This window comes from Muriicola marianensis (assembly GCF_014638095.1).
In the GTDB taxonomy this organism is placed as follows: domain Bacteria; phylum Bacteroidota; class Bacteroidia; order Flavobacteriales; family Flavobacteriaceae; genus Muriicola; species Muriicola marianensis.
In genome coordinates this window covers 200,029-221,630 of record NZ_BMFH01000001.1, presented here as the reverse complement: position 1 = coordinate 221,630, position 21,602 = coordinate 200,029, and the positions used below count along the sequence as shown (strand labels likewise).

General features: G+C 48.3%; 22 protein-coding genes. 2 read left to right on the top strand and 20 right to left on the bottom strand.

Features of this window, described 5'->3' with window-relative positions; all coding sequences use genetic code 11:
* Nucleotides 1-19: 19 nt before the first annotated feature.
* The 18 genes from hisF to IEV19_RS01015 form a co-directional block, all read right to left on the bottom strand.
* Nucleotides 20-775: an imidazole glycerol phosphate synthase subunit HisF gene (gene hisF / locus IEV19_RS01100; RefSeq protein WP_188368863.1), complete on the bottom strand. Its 756-nt coding sequence runs from the start codon at nucleotides 773-775 to the stop codon at nucleotides 20-22.
* On the bottom strand, nucleotides 769-1,296 hold the full coding sequence (locus tag IEV19_RS01095; protein ID WP_188368862.1) for a DinB family protein: 528 nt from the start codon (nucleotides 1,294-1,296) through the stop codon (nucleotides 769-771). Before IEV19_RS01095 ends, hisF begins: the two co-directional genes overlap by 7 nt.
* Entirely contained in the window at nucleotides 1,293-2,033 is a 741-nt protein-coding gene (gene hisA, locus IEV19_RS01090) for a 1-(5-phosphoribosyl)-5-[(5-phosphoribosylamino)methylideneamino]imidazole-4-carboxamide isomerase (RefSeq protein WP_188368861.1), read from the bottom strand. Before hisA ends, IEV19_RS01095 begins: the two co-directional genes overlap by 4 nt.
* A 9-nt stretch (nucleotides 2,034-2,042) precedes the next feature.
* Complete coding sequence (gene hisH, locus IEV19_RS01085) at nucleotides 2,043-2,624, bottom strand: imidazole glycerol phosphate synthase subunit HisH (protein ID WP_188368860.1); 582 nt, start codon at nucleotides 2,622-2,624, stop codon at nucleotides 2,043-2,045.
* A gap of 10 nt (nucleotides 2,625-2,634) precedes the next feature.
* Nucleotides 2,635-3,783, bottom strand: a complete 1,149-nt coding sequence (gene hisB, locus IEV19_RS01080) for a bifunctional histidinol-phosphatase/imidazoleglycerol-phosphate dehydratase HisB (protein ID WP_188368859.1) — start codon at nucleotides 3,781-3,783, stop codon at nucleotides 2,635-2,637.
* The gene (gene hisC, locus IEV19_RS01075; protein WP_188368858.1) at nucleotides 3,780-4,841 is read right to left on the bottom strand and encodes a histidinol-phosphate transaminase; all 1,062 of its coding nucleotides are present in this window, start codon (nucleotides 4,839-4,841) and stop codon (nucleotides 3,780-3,782) included. Before hisC ends, hisB begins: the two co-directional genes overlap by 4 nt.
* Nucleotide 4,842: 1 nt before the next feature.
* Nucleotides 4,843-6,147 carry a histidinol dehydrogenase gene (hisD, locus tag IEV19_RS01070; protein WP_188368857.1) on the bottom strand — a complete coding sequence of 435 codons (1,305 nt, stop codon included), beginning with the start codon at nucleotides 6,145-6,147 and terminating at the stop codon, nucleotides 4,843-4,845.
* Between the two features lie 7 nt (nucleotides 6,148-6,154).
* Complete coding sequence (gene hisG / locus IEV19_RS01065; protein ID WP_188368856.1) at nucleotides 6,155-7,009, bottom strand: ATP phosphoribosyltransferase; 855 nt, start codon at nucleotides 7,007-7,009, stop codon at nucleotides 6,155-6,157.
* A gap of 191 nt (nucleotides 7,010-7,200) precedes the next feature.
* The gene (locus tag IEV19_RS01060) at nucleotides 7,201-8,016 is read right to left on the bottom strand and encodes a prohibitin family protein (RefSeq protein ID WP_188368855.1); all 816 of its coding nucleotides are present in this window, start codon (nucleotides 8,014-8,016) and stop codon (nucleotides 7,201-7,203) included.
* Between the two features lie 10 nt (nucleotides 8,017-8,026).
* Entirely contained in the window at nucleotides 8,027-10,060 is a 2,034-nt protein-coding gene (locus IEV19_RS01055) for a VWA domain-containing protein (protein WP_188368854.1), read from the bottom strand.
* Between the two features lie 75 nt (nucleotides 10,061-10,135).
* Nucleotides 10,136-10,882, bottom strand: a complete 747-nt coding sequence (gene fabG / locus IEV19_RS01050; protein ID WP_188368853.1) for a 3-oxoacyl-[acyl-carrier-protein] reductase — start codon at nucleotides 10,880-10,882, stop codon at nucleotides 10,136-10,138.
* A 105-nt stretch (nucleotides 10,883-10,987) separates the two neighbouring features.
* Entirely contained in the window at nucleotides 10,988-11,860 is an 873-nt protein-coding gene (gene sucD / locus IEV19_RS01045; RefSeq protein WP_188368852.1) for a succinate--CoA ligase subunit alpha, read from the bottom strand.
* A 65-nt stretch (nucleotides 11,861-11,925) separates the two neighbouring features.
* Complete coding sequence (locus IEV19_RS01040) at nucleotides 11,926-12,861, bottom strand: UDP-3-O-(3-hydroxymyristoyl)glucosamine N-acyltransferase (protein ID WP_188368851.1); 936 nt, start codon at nucleotides 12,859-12,861, stop codon at nucleotides 11,926-11,928.
* An 8-nt stretch (nucleotides 12,862-12,869) separates the two neighbouring features.
* The gene (efp, locus tag IEV19_RS01035) at nucleotides 12,870-13,436 is read right to left on the bottom strand and encodes an elongation factor P (RefSeq protein ID WP_188368850.1); all 567 of its coding nucleotides are present in this window, start codon (nucleotides 13,434-13,436) and stop codon (nucleotides 12,870-12,872) included.
* Between the two features lie 5 nt (nucleotides 13,437-13,441).
* Complete coding sequence (gene lpxA, locus IEV19_RS01030; protein WP_188368849.1) at nucleotides 13,442-14,227, bottom strand: acyl-ACP--UDP-N-acetylglucosamine O-acyltransferase; 786 nt, start codon at nucleotides 14,225-14,227, stop codon at nucleotides 13,442-13,444.
* Nucleotide 14,228: 1 nt separating this feature from the next.
* Nucleotides 14,229-15,617, bottom strand: coding sequence for a bifunctional UDP-3-O-[3-hydroxymyristoyl] N-acetylglucosamine deacetylase/3-hydroxyacyl-ACP dehydratase (locus tag IEV19_RS01025; protein ID WP_188368848.1), 1,389 nt, complete (start codon nucleotides 15,615-15,617; stop codon nucleotides 14,229-14,231).
* 5 nt (nucleotides 15,618-15,622) lie between these two features.
* Complete coding sequence (lpxD, locus tag IEV19_RS01020; protein ID WP_188368847.1) at nucleotides 15,623-16,645, bottom strand: UDP-3-O-(3-hydroxymyristoyl)glucosamine N-acyltransferase; 1,023 nt, start codon at nucleotides 16,643-16,645, stop codon at nucleotides 15,623-15,625.
* A 48-nt stretch (nucleotides 16,646-16,693) separates the two neighbouring features.
* A complete protein-coding gene (locus IEV19_RS01015) occupies nucleotides 16,694-17,926 on the bottom strand; it encodes an HD domain-containing protein (protein WP_188368846.1) in 1,233 nt (410 codons plus the stop codon).
* Nucleotides 17,927-17,960: 34 nt separating this feature from the next.
* Between IEV19_RS01015 and porX the strand changes: the two genes are divergently transcribed.
* Nucleotides 17,961-19,505 carry a T9SS response regulator signal transducer PorX gene (porX, locus tag IEV19_RS01010; protein ID WP_188368845.1) on the top strand — a complete coding sequence of 515 codons (1,545 nt, stop codon included), beginning with the start codon at nucleotides 17,961-17,963 and terminating at the stop codon, nucleotides 19,503-19,505.
* Between the two features lie 6 nt (nucleotides 19,506-19,511).
* On the opposite strand, the gene IEV19_RS01005 is transcribed toward porX, so the two are convergent.
* Nucleotides 19,512-19,799: an HTH domain-containing protein gene (locus IEV19_RS01005; protein ID WP_188368844.1), complete on the bottom strand. Its 288-nt coding sequence runs from the start codon at nucleotides 19,797-19,799 to the stop codon at nucleotides 19,512-19,514.
* A 190-nt stretch (nucleotides 19,800-19,989) separates the two neighbouring features.
* On the opposite strand from IEV19_RS01005, the gene IEV19_RS01000 reads away from it, so the two are divergent.
* Entirely contained in the window at nucleotides 19,990-20,358 is a 369-nt protein-coding gene (locus tag IEV19_RS01000; RefSeq protein ID WP_188368843.1) for a hypothetical protein, read from the top strand.
* Between the two features lie 3 nt (nucleotides 20,359-20,361).
* Here IEV19_RS01000 and IEV19_RS00995 read toward each other — a convergent pair whose 3' ends face one another.
* Nucleotides 20,362-21,576, bottom strand: coding sequence for a hypothetical protein (locus IEV19_RS00995; protein ID WP_188368842.1), 1,215 nt, complete (start codon nucleotides 21,574-21,576; stop codon nucleotides 20,362-20,364).
* Nucleotides 21,577-21,602 lie beyond the last annotated feature (26 nt).

Genomic DNA, 21,602 nt, shown 5'->3' with positions numbered 1-21,602 from the left:
TGTTTTAGTATTCTATTTGTTAAAGCCGCATCGGAATACCCTGTTCCCGGAGGTATTGTTTTAATTCCACGATCTCCATCTCCCTAAAATGAAAAACGCTGGCGGCAAGTGCGGCATCTGCCTTGCCCTTAGTAAAGGTATGCAAGAAATGATCCCGGTTTCCCGCACCACCGGAGGCGATGATCGGGATATTTACCAATTCCGAGAGTTTAGCCAGTGCTTCATTGGCAAAACCATTCTTGGTACCATCGTGGTTCATCGAGGTAAAAAGGATCTCCCCGGCTCCCCTCCTTTCGACTTCTTCCGCCCATGCGAACAAATCGAGCTCTGTAGGCACCTTACCTCCCACCAGATGTACCTTCCAGGTGCCGTCGATCTGCTTGGCATCGATGGCGACCACTATACACTGAGACCCGAATTTGGCTACCAGCTCATCGATGAGTCGTGGATTCTTGACCGCAGAGGAGTTGACCGAGATCTTATCCGCACCCTTATGGAGCAATCGACTCACGTCCTCCACAGAGGAGATCCCACCTCCCACGGTAAAAGGAATATTGACCCGTTCAGCAACCCGGTGTACCAGGTCTGCCAGGGTTCTCCTTTCTTCTTCTGTTGCCGAGATATCGAGGAACACCAGTTCATCAGCCCCCTCCTGTGCGTATCGGGCCGCGAGTTCCACAGGGTCGCCGGCATCTCTCAAATCGACAAAATTCACCCCTTTTACGGTACGTCCGTTCTTGATATCCAGACAGGGTATGATCCTTTTGGTCAGCATCCGTTTTCGTTTTTTAAATTCAGGTCGAGCCCCTCATAAAATCCAAGGTCCCTGTTCTTCAGCAATTTGGTCCAGAACGCTATCTGTCCTGTGTGATAGGAAAAATGCTCCACCACGTGAAGAACAATGCCCACGCCACTCAGATCGAATCCCTGCACCTTGTAATGCTTCGTCAACTGCTCGTCAGACAGGTTCTGTAATATCGATTTCACATTCAGGATCAGGGTGTTGATCTGGTCGATCAATTCACTCTTCGACAAACCTCCCTGAATGGCAAATTCCGCATCTCTTTTCCGGAGGTCTTCCCGCCCGTCCAACCCGGCAAGGATGTACTGAGTGATATTGCCGCAGAGGTGCACCAGAATATTCCCGATGCTGTTGGAGGATTCATTGGGTCTTTTCCACACATCCTCTTCTTTCAGAAAATCGAGACTCTTCTGCACCATCCTCATGCTCTCGTCTATCCTGAACACTGCATTTTCAATGAATTCCTCACCCAGGGAAGATCTATTTGTTTTCATGCCGTCAGAATATATGATTCCAGTTCTTTCATGCTGATCCTGTTCTCATAGATCGCTTTCCCGAGAATGGCTCCTTCACACCCCAGGGTCTGCAGAGAATAAAGGTCGTCCATACTGCTGATCCCCCCGCTGGCGATCAGGTTGATCCCGGATCTGCTTTCATCTCTGGTTTTCTCAAGGATCTTCCGGTAGAGGTCGGCGGATGGACCTTCCAGCATCCCGTCCCTGTCGATGTCCGTACAGATCACATATTTCACACCTTCCTCCTGATACATCCGGATAAAGGGGATCAGTTCTTCACCCGTGCCCTCCTGCCATCCGGAGACTGCAATTTTTTCATCTTTAGCATCGGCCCCCAGAATGATACGCTCAGGCCCGTATTCGCGTAACCAGCCCAGGAATACCTCCTTATCCTTCACGGCAATACTGCCACCCGTTACCTGTCTCGCCCCGGATTCAAATGCGATCCTCAGGTCTTCATCCGATTTGAGTCCGCCCCCAAAATCCACCATGAGGGAGGTTCCCCCAGCGATCTGTTCCAGCACTTTGTAATTGACGATATGACTCGATTTAGCCCCATCCAGATCCACAAGATGAAGGTACTCTACCCCATGGGCTTCAAATTTCTTTGCCATTTCCAGCGGGTCCTCACTATAAACCTTCTTGGTTTCGTAGTCCCCTTTGGACAGCCGTACGCATTTGCCCCCTATGATGTCTATGGCCGGTATGATCCTCATTTCTGTATGTTAGAGCGTAATAAAGTTCTTTAAAATCTGTTCTCCCAACGCACTGCTTTTTTCCGGATGGAATTGCACTCCCCAGAAGTTGTCCTTCCAGACCGCACTGCTGTAGGGGAGCCCGTAATCCGTAACAGCAATTGTATCTTCACAAAGGGGAGCGTAATAGCTGTGGACCAGGTAAATGTATCCGTTCTCAGGGATCTGGTCAAACAGCGGGGTTTTCAGTTCGCGGATCTGGTTCCAGCCGATCTGGGGCACCTTCAGGTCATCGGAGAATCGAATGACATCCACATCAAAAATACCAAGTCCACTGGTCTTTCCTTCTTCTGAATACCTGCACATCAGCTGCATGCCAAGGCAGATACCAAGCACAGGTTGGGTCAAAGAAGGAATCACTTCCTCCAGCCCGTGCTGACCCAGTTTCTTCATCGCACTACTCGCCTCTCCCACCCCGGGAAAAATTACCTTATCTGCACTTCGAATAACCTCGGGGTCATCTGAGAGGGTCGCGGTATAGCCAAGGCGATCCAAAGCAAAAATTATACTCTGAATATTCCCTGCGCCGTAATCGATTATGACAATCTTCATTGTAGTTTTCCTAAAGCATTCCCTTTGTAGAGGGCAGTATCATCTTTTCCGTATCCTGTTTTACAGCCATTTTGATGGCTTTGGCAAAAGCCTTGAAAATAGCCTCGATCTTATGGTGTTCGTTCGTCCCTTCGGCTTTTATGTTCAGATTGGCTTTGGCCCCGTCCGTAAAAGACTTGAAGAAATGGAAGAACATCTCGGTAGGCATGTCGCCGATCTTTTCTCTCCGGAACTCGGCCTCCCACACCAGCCAGTTGCGGCCCCCAAAATCCAGGGCTACCTGCGCCAGGCAGTCATCCATGGGCAGGCAAAAGCCATATCGCTCTATCCCCAGCTTGTCTCCAAGAGCCTTGTGGAATACTTCTCCCAAAGCTATGGCCGTATCCTCTATGGTATGGTGTTCGTCTATTTCGAGGTCTCCTTTTACCTTAATGAACAGATCGAGTTGTCCGTGTCTTGCCAGCTGGTCGAGCATATGATCAAAGAAAGGAAGTCCGGTTGATACATCGCTTTGTCCGCTCCCGTCCAGGTCGAGGCTGATCGAGATCTGTGTTTCCTTTGTGTTCCTGCTGTGCTGAGCCCGTCGATTACCGAGTCTGAGGAATTCGTAGATCTCTTTCCAGGAAGCTGTCTCCAGGCCGATGCAAGCCCTTATCTCCTCCTCTTTGGCGGAAAGTTCGTCATTGCCAAGGGCCGTGTGATTATTGATAAATACACCTTTGGCATTGAGGTTTTTGGCCAGTTCCATATCGGTAAGGCGATCCCCGATGACAAAGGAGTTTCCCAGGTCGTAGTTACCCGTCATATATGGGGTTAACAGACCAGTCTTCGGTTTTCTGGTCGATGCGTTTTCATGGGGAAATGTCCTGTCTATCAACACCTCTTTAAAGCTGATCCCTTCCTTTTCAAGGGTTTGCATGATGAAATTCTGAACGGGCCAGAAGGTTTCTTCCGGGAAGGATTCCGTCCCCAGGCCGTCCTGATTTGTCACCATCACGAGTTCGTAGGACAGCTCTCTGCATATCCTGCCCAGCCAGGTAAAGACACCGGGGTAAAATTCGAGTTTTTCAAAAGCATCGATCTGCTCATCCTCGGGTTCCCTGATCAGGGTACCATCCCTGTCAATAAAAAGTACCTTGGTTTTTTCTGAAGTTTTCATTTTAAATCATTTAAAGCGGCAATGAGGCGGCGGTTCTCCTCCTGTGTTCCCACAGTAAACCTCAGGCTGTTTTTACATAAGGGCTGACCGGACCTGTTGCGGACGATAAATCCCTTTTCCAGAAGCTCCCTGTATCTCCGATTTGCGTCGTCTACAACCGCCAGGATAAAATTAGCATCGCTGGGATATACACGCTCCACAAAATTCAATGCTGATAAGGCTCCCGCCAGTTCCTCACGTTCCGAGCGCAATACTTCCACCTCTTCATTTACTCTTTCTAGGTCTTTCAGCCTTTCCAGGGCCGTGCGCTGAGTAAGCTCATTGACATTGTACGGCGGTTTGATCTTGTTCAGTACAGCGATCACCTCCCGGGAGGCGTAACAGCTCCCAAGGCGTATCCCTGCCATGCCAAAGGCTTTGGAAAAGGTCTGGGTAACTGCCAGGTTTGGATACCTGTCGAGGTCTTTGATCCAGCTGGCCTGACCGGAGAAATCAATATAGGCCTCATCCAGGATCACCAGGCCCGTGAATCGGTTTAACAAGCTTTCCACCTGTTCCTCAGGGATAGAATTCCCTGTAGGATTGTTGGGAGAACAGAGAAAGATCATCCGGGTGTTTTCGTCTACCACATTGAAAATGCCATTCAGATCAAGGGTAAAGTCGCGTTGTAGCAAGACCTTTCGGTTTTCTACATTGTTAAGGGAGGCCAGAACGCTGTACATCCCGTATGTCGGAGGCACGGTGATCACGTTGTCTCTCCCGGGCTCACAGAAAGCCCGAAAAAACAGATCGAGGACCTCGTCGCTCCCGTTCCCTAGCAAGATTTGATCCTGGTTCACCCCCTTGAGTTTTGATAATTCGGTCTTCAAGGTTCGCTGCTGAGGATCAGGGTACCGGTTGATCCCATCTCCGAAAGGATTTTCGTTGGCATCCAGGAAGACCTTTTCACTCCCGTCTGAAACATACTCATCACGGGCAGAGGAGTAGGGTGTCATATTCCTGACATTTTCCCGAATCAGGCGAGTGAGATCGAACTGTGTTGTTTTTGCTGAATCCATCTTATACCTCCTTCTGTGATTTCTGCCTTAAAAGATCTCTCCTGAGTGTCACGGCGTTCCTGTGAGCCCGTAACCCTTCGGCCTCTGCCATGATCTCAATGGTTTCCCCCAGGGCCATGATTCCTTCTTCAGATATCTTTTGAAAGGTGATGCTCTTGTTAAAACTGTCGAGATTCACTCCGCTGTATTGCCTTGCATAGCCGTTTGTAGGCAGGGTGTGGTTGGTTCCCGAAGCGTAGTCACCCGCACTTTCAGGGGTGTAATTGCCAATAAAAACAGAACCTGCATTTATCGTATTCTGCAGAAAGTAATCCTCGTCCTCCACACACAGGATATAGTGTTCCGGGCCGTAGGTATTGATCAGATCAATGGCCCTGTCCCGATCCGACATATAGATGAGCCTGCTGTTTCCTATTGCTTTTTGGGCGATAGTCTTCCTGGGGAGTGCATCGAGCTGAGAATTCACTTCTTCTTCAACTTGCTGCAGCAAGGTTCTGGAGGTGGTTACCAGGACCACCTGACTGTCGGTACCGTGTTCGGCCTGACTCAGAAGATCGGCCGCGACAAAGGAGGGTACGGCGGTATCATCGGCCATGACCAGGAGTTCACTGGGCCCGGCCGGCATATCGATAGCGACCCCGTATTTTGTGGCCAGTTGTTTGGCTACGGTTACGTACTGGTTTCCGGGTCCGAAGATCTTGTAGACCCTGGGAATAGTCTGTGTTCCAAAGGTCATGGCTGCCACAGCCTGTATTCCGCCTACCTTGTAGATCCTGTCTATCCCACACAGTGAAGCAGTATAAAGCACCACAGGCGGCAGGTTGCCATTCTTGTCTGGGGGACTGCACAGGACGATTTCCTCGCACCCCGCAATTTTTGCAGGAATAGCCAGCATTAGGATAGTAGAAAAGAGGGGGGCTGTACCTCCCGGAATATACAACCCCACCTTTTGAATGGGCCTTTTCTGCTGCCAGCAAACGACCCCGGGTGATGTCTCCACTTTTACCGGAGGGGTCTTCTGGGCTTCATGGAATTTATGGATATTGTCGTAGGCCTGCCTGATGGCTCTTTTCAGCCCTTCATCTATGGTTTTTTCAGCCGCTATGATCTCATTTTCCGAAACAAGGGCGGATTCAAGAGCGACCCCGTCAAATTTTTCGGTGTAATCCTTTACCGCTTTATCTCCCTTCTGCCTGACAGCCTGGAAAACCTCATTTACGGTATCCTCAATATCTCCTACCGTAAAAGTGGGACGGGACAAGATCTCATCCCACTCCTTTTTGTCCGGATCGTAGTACTTTTTCATAAGGAAATCAGATTACCATTTTTTCAATAGGGCAAACCAGTATCCCTTCCGCCCCGGCCTGCCTTAATTCGTCTATTACCTCCCAGAATTTATCCTTGTTGATCACTGAGTGCACTGAACTCCAGCCTTCCTCTGCCAATGGCAGGACTGTGGGGCTTCGCATCCCGGGTAGCAAGTCGATCACTTTGTCGATCCTGTCATTGGGAACGTTCATCAGTACGTATTTAGACTGGCGCCCGGCCAGGACTGACCGCATCCTGAATTGCAGTTTCTCAAGGATCTCCTGCTGTTCCTTCCCTATTCTCGGAGAAACAGCCAGTACTGCTTCACTGGTGAGGATCTTCTCCACTTCCTTGAGATTGTTCTTAAAAAGGGTGCTCCCGCTGGAAACGATATCGCATATGGCATCCGCAAGGCCGATATTAGGGGCGATTTCTACGGATCCGTTGATGATATGCAACTCGGCCTCTACGCCTTTTTTCTTGAGGTACGACTCTACAGTGTTGGGATAAGAAGTGGCTATTCGCTTGCCCTGAAGGTCTGAGATGGATTCGTATTTCACACTTTTTGGAACGGCAAGGGATACCCGGCATTTCGAGAATCCCAGCTTTTCAGCGATCCTGAGATCAGTGCCTTTCTCAACGAGCACATTGCTGCCAATGATGGCTACGTCAACGACACCATCACGCAAATACTGGGGAATGTCCCCGTTGCGCAGATAAAATACTTCCAGGGGAAAATTCCTGGCCGACGCCTTTAGCTGGTCCTTACCATTGTCTATGGAGATCCCGCAATCCTTGAGGATGTTCAGGGAATCCTCGTTGAGACGTCCCGCTTTCTGAATCGCAATTTTCAATTTCATATGTAAATCTTTTCCACTTTGGTGCTAAAAACAAAACCCGTTTGATTGCTCAAACGGGTTCGGATATCTTTGAATACGACAATACATTCCTAACCTGCTTGAGGGCCAGTCGCGGAATGGTGATGTGTATTTTGACTCTTCATACCCGGCAAAAGTAGAATTTATTTTGAATCTGCAAAAATTTGAACGGCTTAATTATTTCCTAAAATAAGGGGTAAACCCGACTCTCCTGAGCCCACTACCACTACTTTGGCATTAGGCGACTCAGAGAGTTTAAGAGTAGCCTCTATCCCCTTATCCTGAAGGATCTTATCCGTAAGGGAAGCACTGAGGATACGGTTTGCATCGGCCTTACCCTGTGCTTCAATTCGCTGCCTCTCCGCTTCTTTTTCTGCCGTGACCAGCCTGAATTCGTATTCCAGGGATTCTTGTTCCTGTTTCAGCTTACGCTCGATCGCATCCTTGATCGTCGGAGGCAGGGTAACATCCCTGACGAGCACTTCGTCTAATACGATGTATTGATCCTCTACGATCTTTTTGGTCTCTTCGTAGATTTCCCTCTGTATGGCATCCCGTTTACTGGAATAAAGCTGTTCAGGCGTATACCGGCCCACAACGCTCCTTGCCGCAGAGCGGATGGTGGGCAGCAAAATCCGCTGCAGGTAATTCTCCCCGATTTGCTGGTGGAGGTTCCCCAGGTCTTCATATTTTGGCATGTACCAGGCCGAAGCATCGAGCTGGATATCCAGTCCGTTGGAGGAAAGTACTTTCATCTTTTCAAAGATCTCTTGTCTCCTGACTTCATAGATAAATACTTTGTTCCATGGGGCCACAAAATGAAATCCCTCACCCAGAGGTGGCTCATCGGTAACTACCCCATCCCCAAAGGTTCGGTAGAGTACTCCGGCTTCTCCGGAGCCAATGGTAATTGCTGATTTTGATATAAGGATCACCAGTACGATGACGATAAAAATTGCTGGTAATGTGATTTTTGGAAGTCTGTCCATTCGTGTGTATTTAAATTAATCCGTTGTATTTCCTGATAAACCATTCCGCAGCAAGCGCCAGAACGATCAATCCCAGAAGTATTTTGAAGTCGACCAAAGATACGACATTTTCTGTGCTTTTCTGGACCGGCGAAAATCTCGGATCTTCAGCCAATTCTACGATCAGGTCAGGCAACTGCTCCGGGTAATACAAAATGCCTCCGCTACCCTCTGACAGCATTGCCAGCCTGCCGGGGTCACTGGAAACAAACAGTTGCTCCAGATTGAAGTCCTCTATCCTGAACCTGCCATCCGATCGCATATCCTGCCCCTCCGCGGTTACAGAAAAACTATATTCTCCCGGGGGTAATTCGCTCAGGTCTGTCTCATACTGCTTGTCAGCCAGGACCATGTTTTGTTGGGTGGTAAACTCTCCATATATACCCCTGATATTTATCTTTAATTCGGCATCAGGATCAAAGACAAAGGTAGCATCGTAGAAAGACGCCTTGATCTTCCTGTCTGATGCTGCATTATAAGTCTGTTCATATCTCACCTCTAACCGTTCCCTCCTGCCATCAGAAGTGAGGTAGAGCACGATCTTGTCCATCAATCGGTCGAAATTTTCAAAATCCTGATCATTCCTGAACGATTGCAGCCTCCATTTCCAAATATTCTCCCCGAACAAAAACGCATGTCGTGTTTCCTCATCGGTCATGATAGTGAGCATGGGCTCCTTGAGATTAACGCCTCTGATCTGCTGGTCGAGTATGCTTTCATTGGGCCTGGTGATCAGGATCTCACCGAGGGTACCCAGCAAAGGGGGGAATTCCTCCACCGAGAATTCTGAGATATCGAAAAGACCAAAAGCGGAGTTTAACACCGGAAGTATCTCCTCGGTCTGATTGAAGTTACTCACCTGCAGCCCTTTTTGCACCCTGTTAAGGAAGTTGAAGTCGGTACGCGGACCTGCGATGATAAATGTATTAAGACCCGACTGCTGAATTACATCATACACACCTGAGAACGCCCTGTCGGGTTGGTAGAGGATCAACATATCCATTTCACTCAATTCCCCTGCTGTGGCCCTTGCATTGAAAAGTGTAACACGCCTTTGTTCATTGCTTTCAATAGCCTTGATCAATGCACCTATATCCGGGTGAGCTATATCTGAAACGAGCCCGATCCGGGTCTTTTCATCAATGACTTCTATAGTGGAGCGCCAGCGGTTGTTCGCTGTATTCTTTTCCCCCGGAATGGAATCCAGGGTCAGGAGCAAGGATTTAAGTCCAACCTCTGAAGCGAGCAGGTTGGTACTGATCCTAAGTGAATTGTTCTCCGCACTCAGGTCGACATTCCTGCGATACACATTCCGGCCGTCGAGCCGAATATTCAGTCTGCTGGAGATCGAATCCCTCCCCTGGTAGGTAACAAAGACTTCTACAGGAAAGCTGTTTTCCAAAAAGGCGTATTTATTCAGGTTTACTCGGCTGATCTTCAGGTCGGCATATCGGGTAGTATCCCCCACCACCATGGAAAACACCGGGAAATTCAGTTCAGGGCCCAGGTATTCATAGGCAGTACCAAGTGTCTGATTCCCATCAGTCACCAGGACAGCGACCGCTTTCTCTCGCCCATAGACCTTGTTGAGTGCCATCAGAGCCCTGGAGATATCGGATACCTCCCCCTGGAAACTCAGGCTGTCCCCATCGTTCAGCTCCCGTTCAAAACCATAGGTGTTTATGTAGAATCTGTCTGACAGGTAGTTCTCTCCTAAAAGATCCGCTGATATCTGTCTGACCCTTTCATCAGCGCCGGCACTTTGAATGGATTCCGAGTCATCAAACAGGAGGATAAGGTTCTGTTTACTGGTGGCCAGGGTGGTTTTGGAGATCTTTGGGTTTAAAAGAAGAAGGAGTAAGCCAAAGACCGCAAGGAAACGCAGGAACGCCAGCACATGGGTCTGATTACTCCTGCTTCCGACTCTGTAATAGTATTGCCACCAGACCAGAAGCGCAGAGATAAGGGCAGCGAGCAGCATACCCAGAAGGGTTGCCGTTTGCATTATTCACTTCTTTTGGTAGCTTTCTTCAATGGGAACCTATGGGTATCTGATATCCTCGAGTGAAATGATTATAATTTAGGTAAGCATTCCGCCGTCTACGTGGAGTACCTGGCCGCTGACATAGGAAGACAGGTCTGATGCCAGGAACAGACAGGCATTGGCCACATCCTCCGGTGTACCGCCCCTTTTTAGCGGAATAGCATCCCTCCATCCCTGTACTGTTTTCTCATCGAGCTTCCCGGTCATTTCCGTTTCTATAAAGCCCGGTGCAATGGCGTTGCAGCGGATATTCCTGGATCCGAGCTCTAAGGCGACGGATTTTGTAAAGCCGATGATCCCGGCCTTGGAGGCAGCATAATTGGTCTGGCCCGCGTTGCCTTTTACCCCTACCACACTGCTCATATTGATAATGGAACCGCTTCTCTGTTTCAGCAGGGTTCGCTGTACGGCTTTGGTCATGTTGAAAACCGACTTCAGGTTGATCTCGATCACCGAATCGAAATCCTCCTCCGTCATCCTCATCAGCAGGTTGTCCTTTGTGATCCCCGCATTGTTGATCAGGACATCGATCCCGCCAAAATCCTCCAGCACGGCAGCTATCAGATCCTCGCACGCCTTGTAATCCGCGGCATTGCTTTTGTATGCCTTGGCCTTTACCCCAGCTGAGGACAGTTCCTTTTCCAGTGCCATTGCCGGGCCTTCACTTGAACTGTAGGTAAAAGCGACATTGGCGCCGTGTGCGGCAAAAACTTTAGCTATCCCGGTACCAATACCCCTGCTGGCCCCGGTGATGATCACATTCTTTCCTTCTAACAATTTCATATGGTTGTCGGTATTCGTTTCACGTTCTTCAAAGATACATTTTGTGTTGCGTAAGGCGAAAAAAAAATCCCGAACATGTCGGGATTTCTATAGCATTTAATGGGATCAACCCATTACTTCTTTTACTTTCTTGCCGATCTCTGCCGGCGAATCCACCACGTGGATCCCGCATTCTCTCATGATCCTCTTCTTGGCCTGGGCCGTATCGTCACTACCGCCGACAATTGCCCCCGCATGTCCCATGGTCCTTCCGGCCGGAGCTGTTTCCCCGGCTATAAAACCGACGATAGGCTTCTTGCTGCCGCTTTCTTTGTACCAATTGGCGGCGTCAGCTTCCAGTTGGCCTCCAATTTCCCCTATCATGACCACACAATGGGTCTCAGGGTCGTTGATGAGCAATTTCACGGCTTCCTTTGTCGTAGTACCGATTATGGGGTCCCCTCCTATTCCGATGGCCGTTGTGATCCCAAGGCCCTGGCGCACCACCTGGTCCGCAGCCTCATAGGTAAGGGTTCCGGATTTTGAAACAATCCCCACGTGTCCTTTTTTAAAGACGAAGCCTGGCATGATCCCTACCTTGGCTTCTCCGGGAGTAATCACCCCTGGGCAGTTGGGTCCAACCAGCGTACAATCCTTGTCCCGGATATAGTCGTAGGCTTTAACCATGTCCTCAACAGGAATGCCTTCGGTGATGGTAATGATCACTTTGATCCCCGCACTGGCCGCTTCCATGATGGCATCAGCCGCAAATGCAGGTGGAACGAATATGATAGTGGTATCTGCTCCAACTTTCTCCACCGCTTCTTCAACCGTATTGAATACGGGTTTTCCCAGATGAGTCTGTCCGCCTTTCCCGGGAGTGACTCCTCCTACTACATTGGTTCCGTATTCGATCATCTGTTCGGCGTGAAAAGTTCCCTCACTACCGGTAAAACCTTGTACAATGATCTTAGAATTCTTGTCGACTAATACGCTCATGATTTATTTTTTATTCGCTCGTCAAAAATATGGGAATGCCTTTGATCTGTAAAGCAATCCTCGCCTTATTGTTGATTTATTTGTTTTAAAATTTCCGGGATCCTCTTCACATTGGCCAGTTGCTTCAGCTTGTCACGGGCTTCTTCAACCGGACTTCCAAAATAGGTCTTGCCTCCCGCCAGGGATTTGGAAACACCTGTCTGGGCGAGGACGACCGCCTTTTTTCCGATAGTGGCAGCACTGGTCACCCCAACCTGCCCCCACAGGGTCACTTCATCTTCAATGACCACACAACCTGCGATACCCGTCTGGGAAGCGATCAGGCATTTCTTCCCGATCACTGTGTCATGACCTACGTGCACCTGGTTGTCTAATTTACTTCCTTCCTTTATGGTCGTATCCCCGGTAACGCCTTTGTCGACCGTACACAGCGCCCCGATCTCCACGTTATCTTCTATGACCACCCTTCCGCCTGAGAGCAGCTTGTCAAAACCTTCCGGCCTGTTTTTGTAATAAAAAGCATCGGATCCCAGAACCGTACCCGCGTGGATCTGCACGTTGTTGCCAATCACACAATGGTCATAGATGGTAACATTGGGGTGGATCAGGCAGTTTTCTCCTATGGTCACGTGATTGCCGATGAAAACATTGGGCTGGATCACGGTGCCCTTTCCGATCTGTGCCGTTGGCGATACACTGGCCGAAGCACTCACGAATGGACGGAAATGACGCGTAAGCTTGTTGAAATCGCTGAAAGGATCCTCTGAAATCAGCAAGGCCTTACCAGCCGGACACTCCACCTCTTTGTTGATCAGGACCACCGTGGCCTTGGAATTCAGGGCCTTGTCGTAATACTTGGGGTGATCTACAAAAACGATGTCTCCCGGCTCTACCACGTGGATCTCGTTCATCCCTGAAACCGGAAAATCTGGTGGGCCAACGTAATCGATCCCCAGGAGGGAGGCTATATGTGCTAAGGTCTGTGTTGCTGGAAATTTCATGGGCCTGTCTAGTCCTTGGCGCGCTCCTGGTAATTCCCTTTTTCCGTATCGATCTTGATCCTGTCCCCTTCATTGATAAAGAGAGGGACATTGACCACAGCACCCGTCTCCACCGTTGCCGGTTTTGTAGCGTTGGTGGCCGTATTTCCCTTAACGCCTGGTTCCGTATGGGTCACTTCCAGGACCACACTCGCGGGCATTTCGACCGAGAGCGGCATATTGTCCTCGGTGTTGAACATGATGGTCACGATCTCCCCTTCCTTTAAGAGTTGAGGCGCATCCAGAGCACTCTCCTGCAGGGCGATCTGGTTATAGTCGTCCGTATTCATAAAATGGTAGGTAGTGCCATCGGCATAAAGGAACTGATAGCTTCGGGTCTCCACCCGTACATCCTCAATCTTATGCCCGGCTGAAAAGGTGTTGTCCAGCACCTTCCCGGTGGTGATGCTCTTCAGTTTCGTCCTGACGAAAGCCGGACCCTTACCCGGTTTTACGTGCAGGAATTCGATGATCTTATAAATATCGTTGTTGTATCGGATACACAACCCTTTTCTGATATCTGATGTTGTTGCCATAGAATTTAATTCGTGCTAAAATAACCTTTCATGATCCCTCTCTGGGAATCCCTGATAAACTGTAGGATCTCATCCCGCTCCGGGGTCGCTTCCATTTCGGCCTCAATGATCTGTACCGCCTGGGAATTGTTGTAATTCTTCTGGTAGAGGATGCGGTAGATGTTCTGGATCTCCCTGATCTTTTCCGCAGGAAATCCCCTTCGCCTTAACCCGACAGAATTGATGCCGACATAGGACATGGGTTCCCTGGCACCTTTGACATAAGGAGGCACGTCTTTCCTCACCAGAGATCCTCCCGTGACAAAGGCATGGTTGCCAATAGAGACGAACTGGTGCACAGCCACGAGTCCGGCCAGCACCACATTGTCGCCAATGGTGACATGACCCGCCAGGGTGGAATTATTAGAAAAGATACAATTGTTTCCCACGATGCAGTCATGGGCGATGTGGCAATAGGCCATGATCAGGCAATTCTTCCCGATCACAGTTTTCATCCGGTCTGATGTCCCTTTGTTGATGGTGGCACATTCCCTGATAGTCGTGTTGTTTCCGATCTCCACGGTGGTATCCTCTCCTTTGTATTTGAGGTCCTGGGGTGGGGCGGATATGATCGCCCCGGGAAAGATATTGCAATTCTTCCCGATCCTGGCGCCTTCCATGATGGTGACGTTAGACCCGATCCAGGTCCCCTCCCCTATGCTGACATTGTTGTGAATAGTAGTAAAGGGTTCCACCACCACGTTCTTTGCAATCTTTGCACCGGGATGGATATAAGCAAGCGGTTGATTCATATTATTTCTTTTTGGCGATTTGCGCCATCATCTCAGCCTCACAAACAAGTTTGTTGTTCGCATAGGCATAGGCCTGCATGTGGCAAATGCCCCTCCTGATAGGTGTGATCAGGCTGCAGTGGAAGATGAGGGTATCTCCGGGGAGTACTTTCTGTTTAAATTTTACATTGTCGATCTTCATAAAGAAGGTCAGGTAATTCTCCGGGTCCGGAACGGTGCTCAGCACCAGGATACCTCCCGTCTGTGCCATGGCCTCTACCTGAAGAACCCCCGGCATCACAGGCGCTCCCGGGAAGTGGCCCACAAAAAAGGGCTCATTCATAGATACGTTCTTCATCCCCACCACATGAGTGTCTGTGAGTTCCAGGATACGGTCGATCAACAGGAAGGGTGGTCTGTGGGGAAGCATGGCCATGATCTGATGGATGTCCATCAGGGGCGGCTCATTCAGATCGTATTTAGGTACATTGTTCCGTTTCTCCAGTTTGATGATCTTGGAGAGTTTTTTCGCGAACTGCGTATTCACATAATGCCCTGGTTTGTTGGCGATCACCTTGCCCCGGATACGGGTCCCGGTCAGGGCCAGGTCCCCGATCACATCCAGGAGTTTATGACGCGCCGCTTCATTGGGCTGATGCAGGGTCAGGTTATCCAGGATCCCATTGGGTTTTACAGAGAGCTTCTTTTTATTAAAGGCCTTTTCGAGCTTCTTCATGGTAGATTCGGAGATCTCCTTATCTACGTAAACGATGGCATTATTGAGGTCTCCTCCTTTGATCAGGCCGTTCTCAAGCAGCATTTCAAGTTCGTGCAGGAAGCTGAAGGTACGCGCATCTGCGATCTCTTTCTTAAAGTCCGACAGGCGCTCCAGGGTAGCATTCTGAGTGCCCAGTACTTTGGTGCCAAAGTCGACCATGGTCGTTACCTGGTATTCGTCTGAGGGGATCACGGTGATCTCACTCCCCGTGGCCTCGTCTTTATAACTGATGACTTCTTTGACCACGTATTCATCCCTCTCGGCCTCCTGTTCTACAATGCCCGCCTTTTCGAGGGCTTCTACAAAGAATTTGGAGGAGCCGTCCATGATAGGAGGTTCAGGAGAATTCAATTCGATCAGCACGTTGTCGATCTCCATCCCTACAAGGGCGGCAAGAACATGCTCCGAGGTCTGGATCTTTACTCCCCTTTTCTCGAGGTTCGTCCCCCTCTGTGTGTTGTTCACAAAATTAGCGTCTGCCTCAATGATAGGTTCCCCTTCCAGGTCTACGCGCTTAAAGGCATACCCGTGGTTTTCGGGCGCAGGAAGAAATTTCATAGTAACCTTCTCTCCCGTATGCAATCCCACTCCCGTGAGCTCTATTTCCTTAGCAATGGTCCTTTGTTTTGCCATAGAGTTTAATCTCCGTTGTTTTTTTCCAGGTCTGCGATCTTCGCGACCAGTCTGGACAGGTTTTTAAAATGGACGTACGACTTATTGAAATCGGCGTAATTCAACGCGGGTGATCCCTGCAGGACCTCGTCATCTTTGACATTGCGAATGATCCCGGACTGGGCCTGTATCTTCACCCTGTCGCCAATGGTGATATGGCCCACAATACCCACCTGCCCGCCGATCAGGCAGTTCTTTCCTATCTTGGTGGATCCGGCTATACCCGTCTGGGCAGCGATTACCGTGTGTTCCCCTATCTCGACGTTGTGAGCGATCTGTATCTGATTGTCTAACTTCACCCCTTTCCTCAAAATAGTGGATCCAAGCGTGGCCCGGTCGATCGTGGTCCCGGCACCTATTTCCACATTGTCTTCCAGGATCACATTCCCGGTCTGTGGTACCTTGCTGTATTCCCCATTGTGATTGGGCGTAAAACCAAAACCGTCTGCCCCGATAATCACTGCACTGTGGATCATGCAGCCATTGCCGATAACCGATTCCGAGTAGATCTTGGCCCCGGAATAGATCACCACATTATCCCCGATCGTCACATTATCCCCTACATAGACATTGGGAAATATCTTTACGTTATTCCCTATGGACACGTTGTTCCCCAAATACGAAAAAGCGCCCAGGTAGAAGTCCGACCCATATTTAGCTGTTTCCGAAAGAAAGACCGGTTTTTCTATGCCGACCTTGTTATTCTTTACATTGTTGTAGAACTCCAGCAGCTTGGAAAAGGATTTGTAGGCATCATCCACCTTTATCAGGGTGGTGGTGAGTTCCTGTTCTGGCTTAAAATCCTTGTTCACGATAGTGATGGATGCTTCCGTACTGTAGATGTAGTGGGTATATTTAGGGTTCGCCAAAAAGGTCAGTGATCCCTCTACCCCTTCTTCAATCTTGGCCAGCTTGTGAACAGAAATTTCAGGGTTCCCGTGAACCTCACCTTCAAGGATGCCTGCGATCTGACTTGCTGTGAATTTCAAATGCTAACTTTTTGGACTAGGGATTTGATCGCACAAAAGTAAGAAAAATTACGAAACGCCCTTCTTGGGATAGCAGATATAATGCTTGGTCACGATTTTGGACAAGGCGTCGAGATTCAGGTGGTCCGAGGCTCTCGCCACATCGACGGTTCGGGAATTCCCCATCAGGATATTGATGTTCTCCTTCTCGTGGTTGTAGGCCCGGTTTTCAATAGTTCCTGAGAAAATAAAATAGTCGGCCTCCCCGGCATTAAGACCCAGGTCTTCTGTTAGATCTTCTCTCATCCTTGCCATTTTTTTATCTCCTATGGGTTTGTCCTTCACCTTCACCTTTAAAAGTTCCCGGTTGAGGATCATCTTGCTGAGTTCAGACAGGACAAAATCACTGTGATGCTGCCATGCCTTTAAGGCCGAGAGTACATCCACATCATCCAGGGATGAGAAGCGCTGCAACATATCCTTGTTAAAAGTTTCCCTGCTGACCCGGTTGACCAGGAAGTACTTCAGGGCCTCGCTTCCCGGGAGATCAATTCCGGCCGCGCTCAATTCCCTGGCCCGCCTCAGGACCCTGATCAGCAACTGTTCTGCGACGATCCCCGTCTTGTGCAGATACACCTGCCAGTACATAAACCGCCTTGCCATCAGGAACTTCTCCACAGAATAGATTCCTTTTTCCTCGATCACCAGCGACCCGTCGACCACGTTGAGCATGGTGATCAGGCGCTCGGCATTGATATTGCCTTCAGCCACCCCTGTGTAAAAGCTGTCGCGTTTCAGGTAGTCGAGCCGATCCATGTCGAGCTGACTCGACACCAGCTGGTTCAGGAATTTCTTTGGATAGGTCCCCTTAAAGATCTCGATAGCGCAGGACAATTCCCCCTCGAATTCTTCGTTGAGGTGCTGCATAAACCGGAGGGAGAGCTCTTCATGGGAGATACCATCCACCAGGCTGTGCTCCATGGCATGGGAAAAGGGCCCATGCCCGATGTCGTGAAGCAGGATGGCGCACAACAACCCGTCAGCTTCCTTCTCCGTGATCTCCACCTTCTTGTATCTCAGTACCTCTATGGCCTGATGCATCAGGTGCATGCTGCCCAGGGCGTGGTGAAAGCGGGTGTGGTGGGCCCCCGGAAACACAAGGTAGGACATGCCCATCTGGGAGATCCTTCGCAGGCGCTGGAAATAAGGATGGGAAATGAGATCAAAAAGCCTGTTGGAGGGAATTCTAATAAATCCGTAAATTGGATCGTTAAATAACTTCAGCTTCCTGGTGGTGGCCAATTTTCTGCAATTTTAAGGGGTAAAGATACGCTAAATGAACACGATTACAATACTTTGGGTGGATGACGAGATCGACATGCTGAAACCCCACATCCTCTTCCTCGAAGACAAAAAATACAAGGTGGTCACCTGCAAAAGCGGACAGGACGCCCTGGAAGCACTGGACGAGAACCAGTTCGATATCGTCTTCCTGGATGAGAACATGCCGGGCTTGTCCGGGCTCGATACCCTGAACGAGATCAAGAGCAGGGAACCTGCCCTGCCCGTGGTCATGATCACCCGGAGCGAGGAGGAGACCATCATGGAGGAGGCTATCGGATCCAAGATCGCCGACTATCTGATCAAACCAGTGAATCCCAACCAGATCCTGCTCTCCCTGAAAAAGACCCTGGAACATTCCCGCCTGATTTCGGAAAAGACCACCTCTAATTACCAGCAGGAGTTCCGGAAGATCTCCATGGACCTGTCTATGGTGAATTCGTATGAAGAGTGGGCCGACCTCTACCGGAAACTGATCTCCTGGGAATTGAGGCTGGAAGAAATAGAAGATTCAGGCATGTTTGAGATTCTGGAATCCCAGAAAATTGAGGCTAATAACCAATTCGGCAAATTCGTAGACCGCCACTACCCCGACTGGTTTGGCAAGGGGGAAGGCCCAGTGATGTCACACACCCTGTTCCGGGAGTGGGTGAAGCCCGAACTGGAAGGGCAGCAGACACTCCTGGTGGTCATTGATAACCTGAGGTACGACCAGTGGGTATCCTTTGAAGACGTGTTATCCCCCTTCTATAAAAAGGTGAAGGAACAGCCCTATTACAGCATCCTGCCCACAGCCACCCAATACGCCAGAAATGCTATTTTCTCCGGGCTCATGCCCCTGGATATGGAAAAGAAATACCCCCAGTGGTGGAAAAATGATACGGATGAGGGCGGTAAGAACCTGTTCGAGGATAAGTTCCTGGAAGCCCAGTTAAAAAGGCTGGGGCTCAACCTGGAATGGGAGTATTTTAAGATCAGCAGTTTAAAACAGGGTAAACAGCTGGCCCAGAATTTCAACAGCCAGAAAAAGAATGATTTAACGGTCATCGTCTACAACTTTGTGGACATGCTTTCCCATGCCAAGACAGAGATGGACGTGATCAAGGAGCTGGCTTCCAATGACAAGGCCTACCGCTCCCTTACCCAGAGCTGGTTTAAGAATTCGCCCCTGCTGGAGATCATACAGAAAGCGCGTAGCCTTGGGATGAAACTGATCATCACCACAGACCACGGGACCATCAATGTAAAGCAGCCTTCCAAGGTCATAGGCGACCGGGAGACGAGCCTGAACCTGAGGTACAAGACCGGCCGGAGTTTATCCTATGAGGCCAAGGACGTGCTGGAGGCAAAGGATCCTAAGAAGATCTTTTTGCCCAGCCTTACCATGAGCAGCTCCTTTATCTTTGCCAGGAACGACCTCTTCTTTGCCTACCCCAACAACTACAACCACTACGTAAGCTATTACCGGAACACTTACCAGCACGGGGGCGTCTCCCTGGAGGAGATGATCATCCCGTTTGTGGTTTTAATGCCTCGATAGAATTCATTAGTATCTAAGGTAAGAACCTCCGAGAACCTCAGTTACGGCATCTTCTGTACCTACGCAAAGGGAAATGTTGAGGTTAAGTACGAAGTGATTCCGGTAGTAATAGGTCTTTCGGCTGCGGTCATAGCCGATCTCAGCTTCAAAGTCCCTTAGATACTCGATAAGATTGTAAATGGAGCGTTCACTGATATTCAGTTTCCTGGCTAATTCATACGGAGAACCCGTACATTCGTTTTCCATAAGAGAATGAATTTTCTGCAAACGCTCCAAAGTCTTAATTGTGTTCATAGGTGTTTTTATTGTACCGGAGAACAGAGAAAAGCTGGCTGATTACAAGTATATAGATTATTTTCTATAATTGCAAATAAATCTGTAATTTCTTTACTCCTCCTTTTTTAGAGTCTTTCCTGAGGTAAATCATTACTTTTTATTATATTTGATTATTCAAAATCTAAAATATTGTAGAATATATTCTCCTATGTTAAAAACCATAGACCGCCTCATGCAATTCATACAGCACGCTGGGCTCAGTGCCCGCCAGTTCGACCTCTCCATTGGGGCTAGCAATGGCTATACCTTACGCATGAAAAAGAACAGGGCGTCTATAGGCAGTGATGTGATCGAGAATATCCTGAAGATCTATCCTCAGCTTAATGTAGTCTGGTTGCTAACTGGAGAAGGCACTATGCTTAAGGAAGATAAAACCTCCGTTCCTCTGGGTTATGATCAATTGCCCAGGGAGAAGCAGCAGGAAATCGAAGAATTGATCGAGAAAAAGATACGCGAGAAACAACGGGAGGAATTAGAACGCCTGATGGAGGAAGTGCGTTCGGAACTTCGAAAATAACCCCTACCCCTTAGTCAGGTCGAGTCTGGCCTCTATCTCCTCTTCCAGAGCCTTTAATTGCTGTCGCCGATATTCCTTTCCTTTTTTCCCTTTACGGATGCGTTCCAGGGTCGCTCCCACCTCCTGTGGGTATTTTGATTTCATCTCATTAAGCATTTCATCCACTTCTCGGGAAATCTCTTCATACACGGCCATAAACTGGGACCGATATTTTACAAAGCGTGACAGGGTGATCACTAAAGCTACATTCAGAATAACCAGAGGAAAGACACGTAAATTGCCAACGGAATCCAATTCTGTCACATCCTGAAAGGCTTCCCAAAACTGGTAAGAATAGATGATCAAAGGAGACAGGATGGCGTAGCGCCACCAATGTGGTGAAGTGACAAACCATATCGCAAGAAGACATATAACTATAAACTTTCGACTTATGAACCAAACAAAAGTTTGTAGATTATAGAATCCATGACTATCAAAATTAATTCCCAGAATTTCAATTTCATTAAGATTACCAGGAATCAATTTATGAATAAACCAAAGGGATATCAGAATTGAAATTATTAGTGCGCATGTATTATTTAAAAAGATTTTAGAATGTGCATTTACACTCGATTTACATATAATCCTCACTTTGGGATGGTTGTTAGCCATATATCTCTCCCAATAAAATATTTTCTTCAAGTACGTTAATAAATTTTCTTCTTTTCTTGATCTTCGAATTTCCTTGTATTTATTCGTAATTATCTTAAGATTTAAATTATTAGTGTTTTTAATTAACGAACTAATCGAAACTTCAATTTCATCTATTTGATGCTCATTGATTCTATAGAAGTCTACACATAGAATAATTGCCGAAATGAAAATCGAAATAATAAATGCGTCGAATGAAAAGATCGAATCTATAAATGAATGAAAAATATCCATCCATAATAAAGCAGATAAAATATGAACAACTATAAGGGGAATTAAAAAATATTTGAACTTATATACGGTATTAAAGAACATAATTGTCAATAAAAGAACTATAACTATATCATTAATAATGAACCATGCCAAAACCTGATCATAAACTGCCCAATTACGGATTTTAAATCCAAATAATTCAACGTACTTATTAGATCCATTAAAAAGTAAATGACTATAAATGAGCAGTGGGATTATTATAATGATGACCGCAAGAAGGTCATTTTTAAAATGTTTTAATTTCTTAATATTCATGCGAAATTCTATTTTAGAGAATCCGT

Coding starts and splice junctions, on each gene's coding strand:
- hisA (WP_188368861.1), bottom strand. CDS start 2,033: ATGAGGATCATACCGGCCATAGACATCATAGGGGGCAAATGCGTACGG.
- sucD (WP_188368852.1), bottom strand. CDS start 11,860: ATGAGCGTATTAGTCGACAAGAATTCTAAGATCATTGTACAAGGTTTT.
- IEV19_RS01040 (WP_188368851.1), bottom strand. CDS start 12,861: ATGAAATTTCCAGCAACACAGACCTTAGCACATATAGCCTCCCTCCTG.
- IEV19_RS01055 (WP_188368854.1), bottom strand. CDS start 10,060: ATGCAAACGGCAACCCTTCTGGGTATGCTGCTCGCTGCCCTTATCTCT.
- IEV19_RS01095 (WP_188368862.1), bottom strand. CDS start 1,296: ATGAAAACAAATAGATCTTCCCTGGGTGAGGAATTCATTGAAAATGCA.
- hisG (WP_188368856.1), bottom strand. CDS start 7,009: ATGAAATTGAAAATTGCGATTCAGAAAGCGGGACGTCTCAACGAGGAT.
- IEV19_RS00995 (WP_188368842.1), bottom strand. CDS start 21,576: ATGAATATTAAGAAATTAAAACATTTTAAAAATGACCTTCTTGCGGTC.
- efp (WP_188368850.1), bottom strand. CDS start 13,436: ATGGCAACAACATCAGATATCAGAAAAGGGTTGTGTATCCGATACAAC.
- IEV19_RS01060 (WP_188368855.1), bottom strand. CDS start 8,016: ATGGACAGACTTCCAAAAATCACATTACCAGCAATTTTTATCGTCATC.
- hisF (WP_188368863.1), bottom strand. CDS start 775: ATGCTGACCAAAAGGATCATACCCTGTCTGGATATCAAGAACGGACGT.
- porX (WP_188368845.1), top strand. CDS start 17,961: ATGAACACGATTACAATACTTTGGGTGGATGACGAGATCGACATGCTG.
- fabG (WP_188368853.1), bottom strand. CDS start 10,882: ATGAAATTGTTAGAAGGAAAGAATGTGATCATCACCGGGGCCAGCAGG.
- hisB (WP_188368859.1), bottom strand. CDS start 3,783: ATGAAAACTTCAGAAAAAACCAAGGTACTTTTTATTGACAGGGATGGT.
- IEV19_RS01005 (WP_188368844.1), bottom strand. CDS start 19,799: ATGAACACAATTAAGACTTTGGAGCGTTTGCAGAAAATTCATTCTCTT.
- hisH (WP_188368860.1), bottom strand. CDS start 2,624: ATGAAGATTGTCATAATCGATTACGGCGCAGGGAATATTCAGAGTATA.
- IEV19_RS01000 (WP_188368843.1), top strand. CDS start 19,990: ATGTTAAAAACCATAGACCGCCTCATGCAATTCATACAGCACGCTGGG.
- lpxA (WP_188368849.1), bottom strand. CDS start 14,227: ATGAATCAACCGCTTGCTTATATCCATCCCGGTGCAAAGATTGCAAAG.
- IEV19_RS01025 (WP_188368848.1), bottom strand. CDS start 15,617: ATGGCAAAACAAAGGACCATTGCTAAGGAAATAGAGCTCACGGGAGTG.
- hisD (WP_188368857.1), bottom strand. CDS start 6,147: ATGAAAAAGTACTACGATCCGGACAAAAAGGAGTGGGATGAGATCTTG.
- hisC (WP_188368858.1), bottom strand. CDS start 4,841: ATGGATTCAGCAAAAACAACACAGTTCGATCTCACTCGCCTGATTCGG.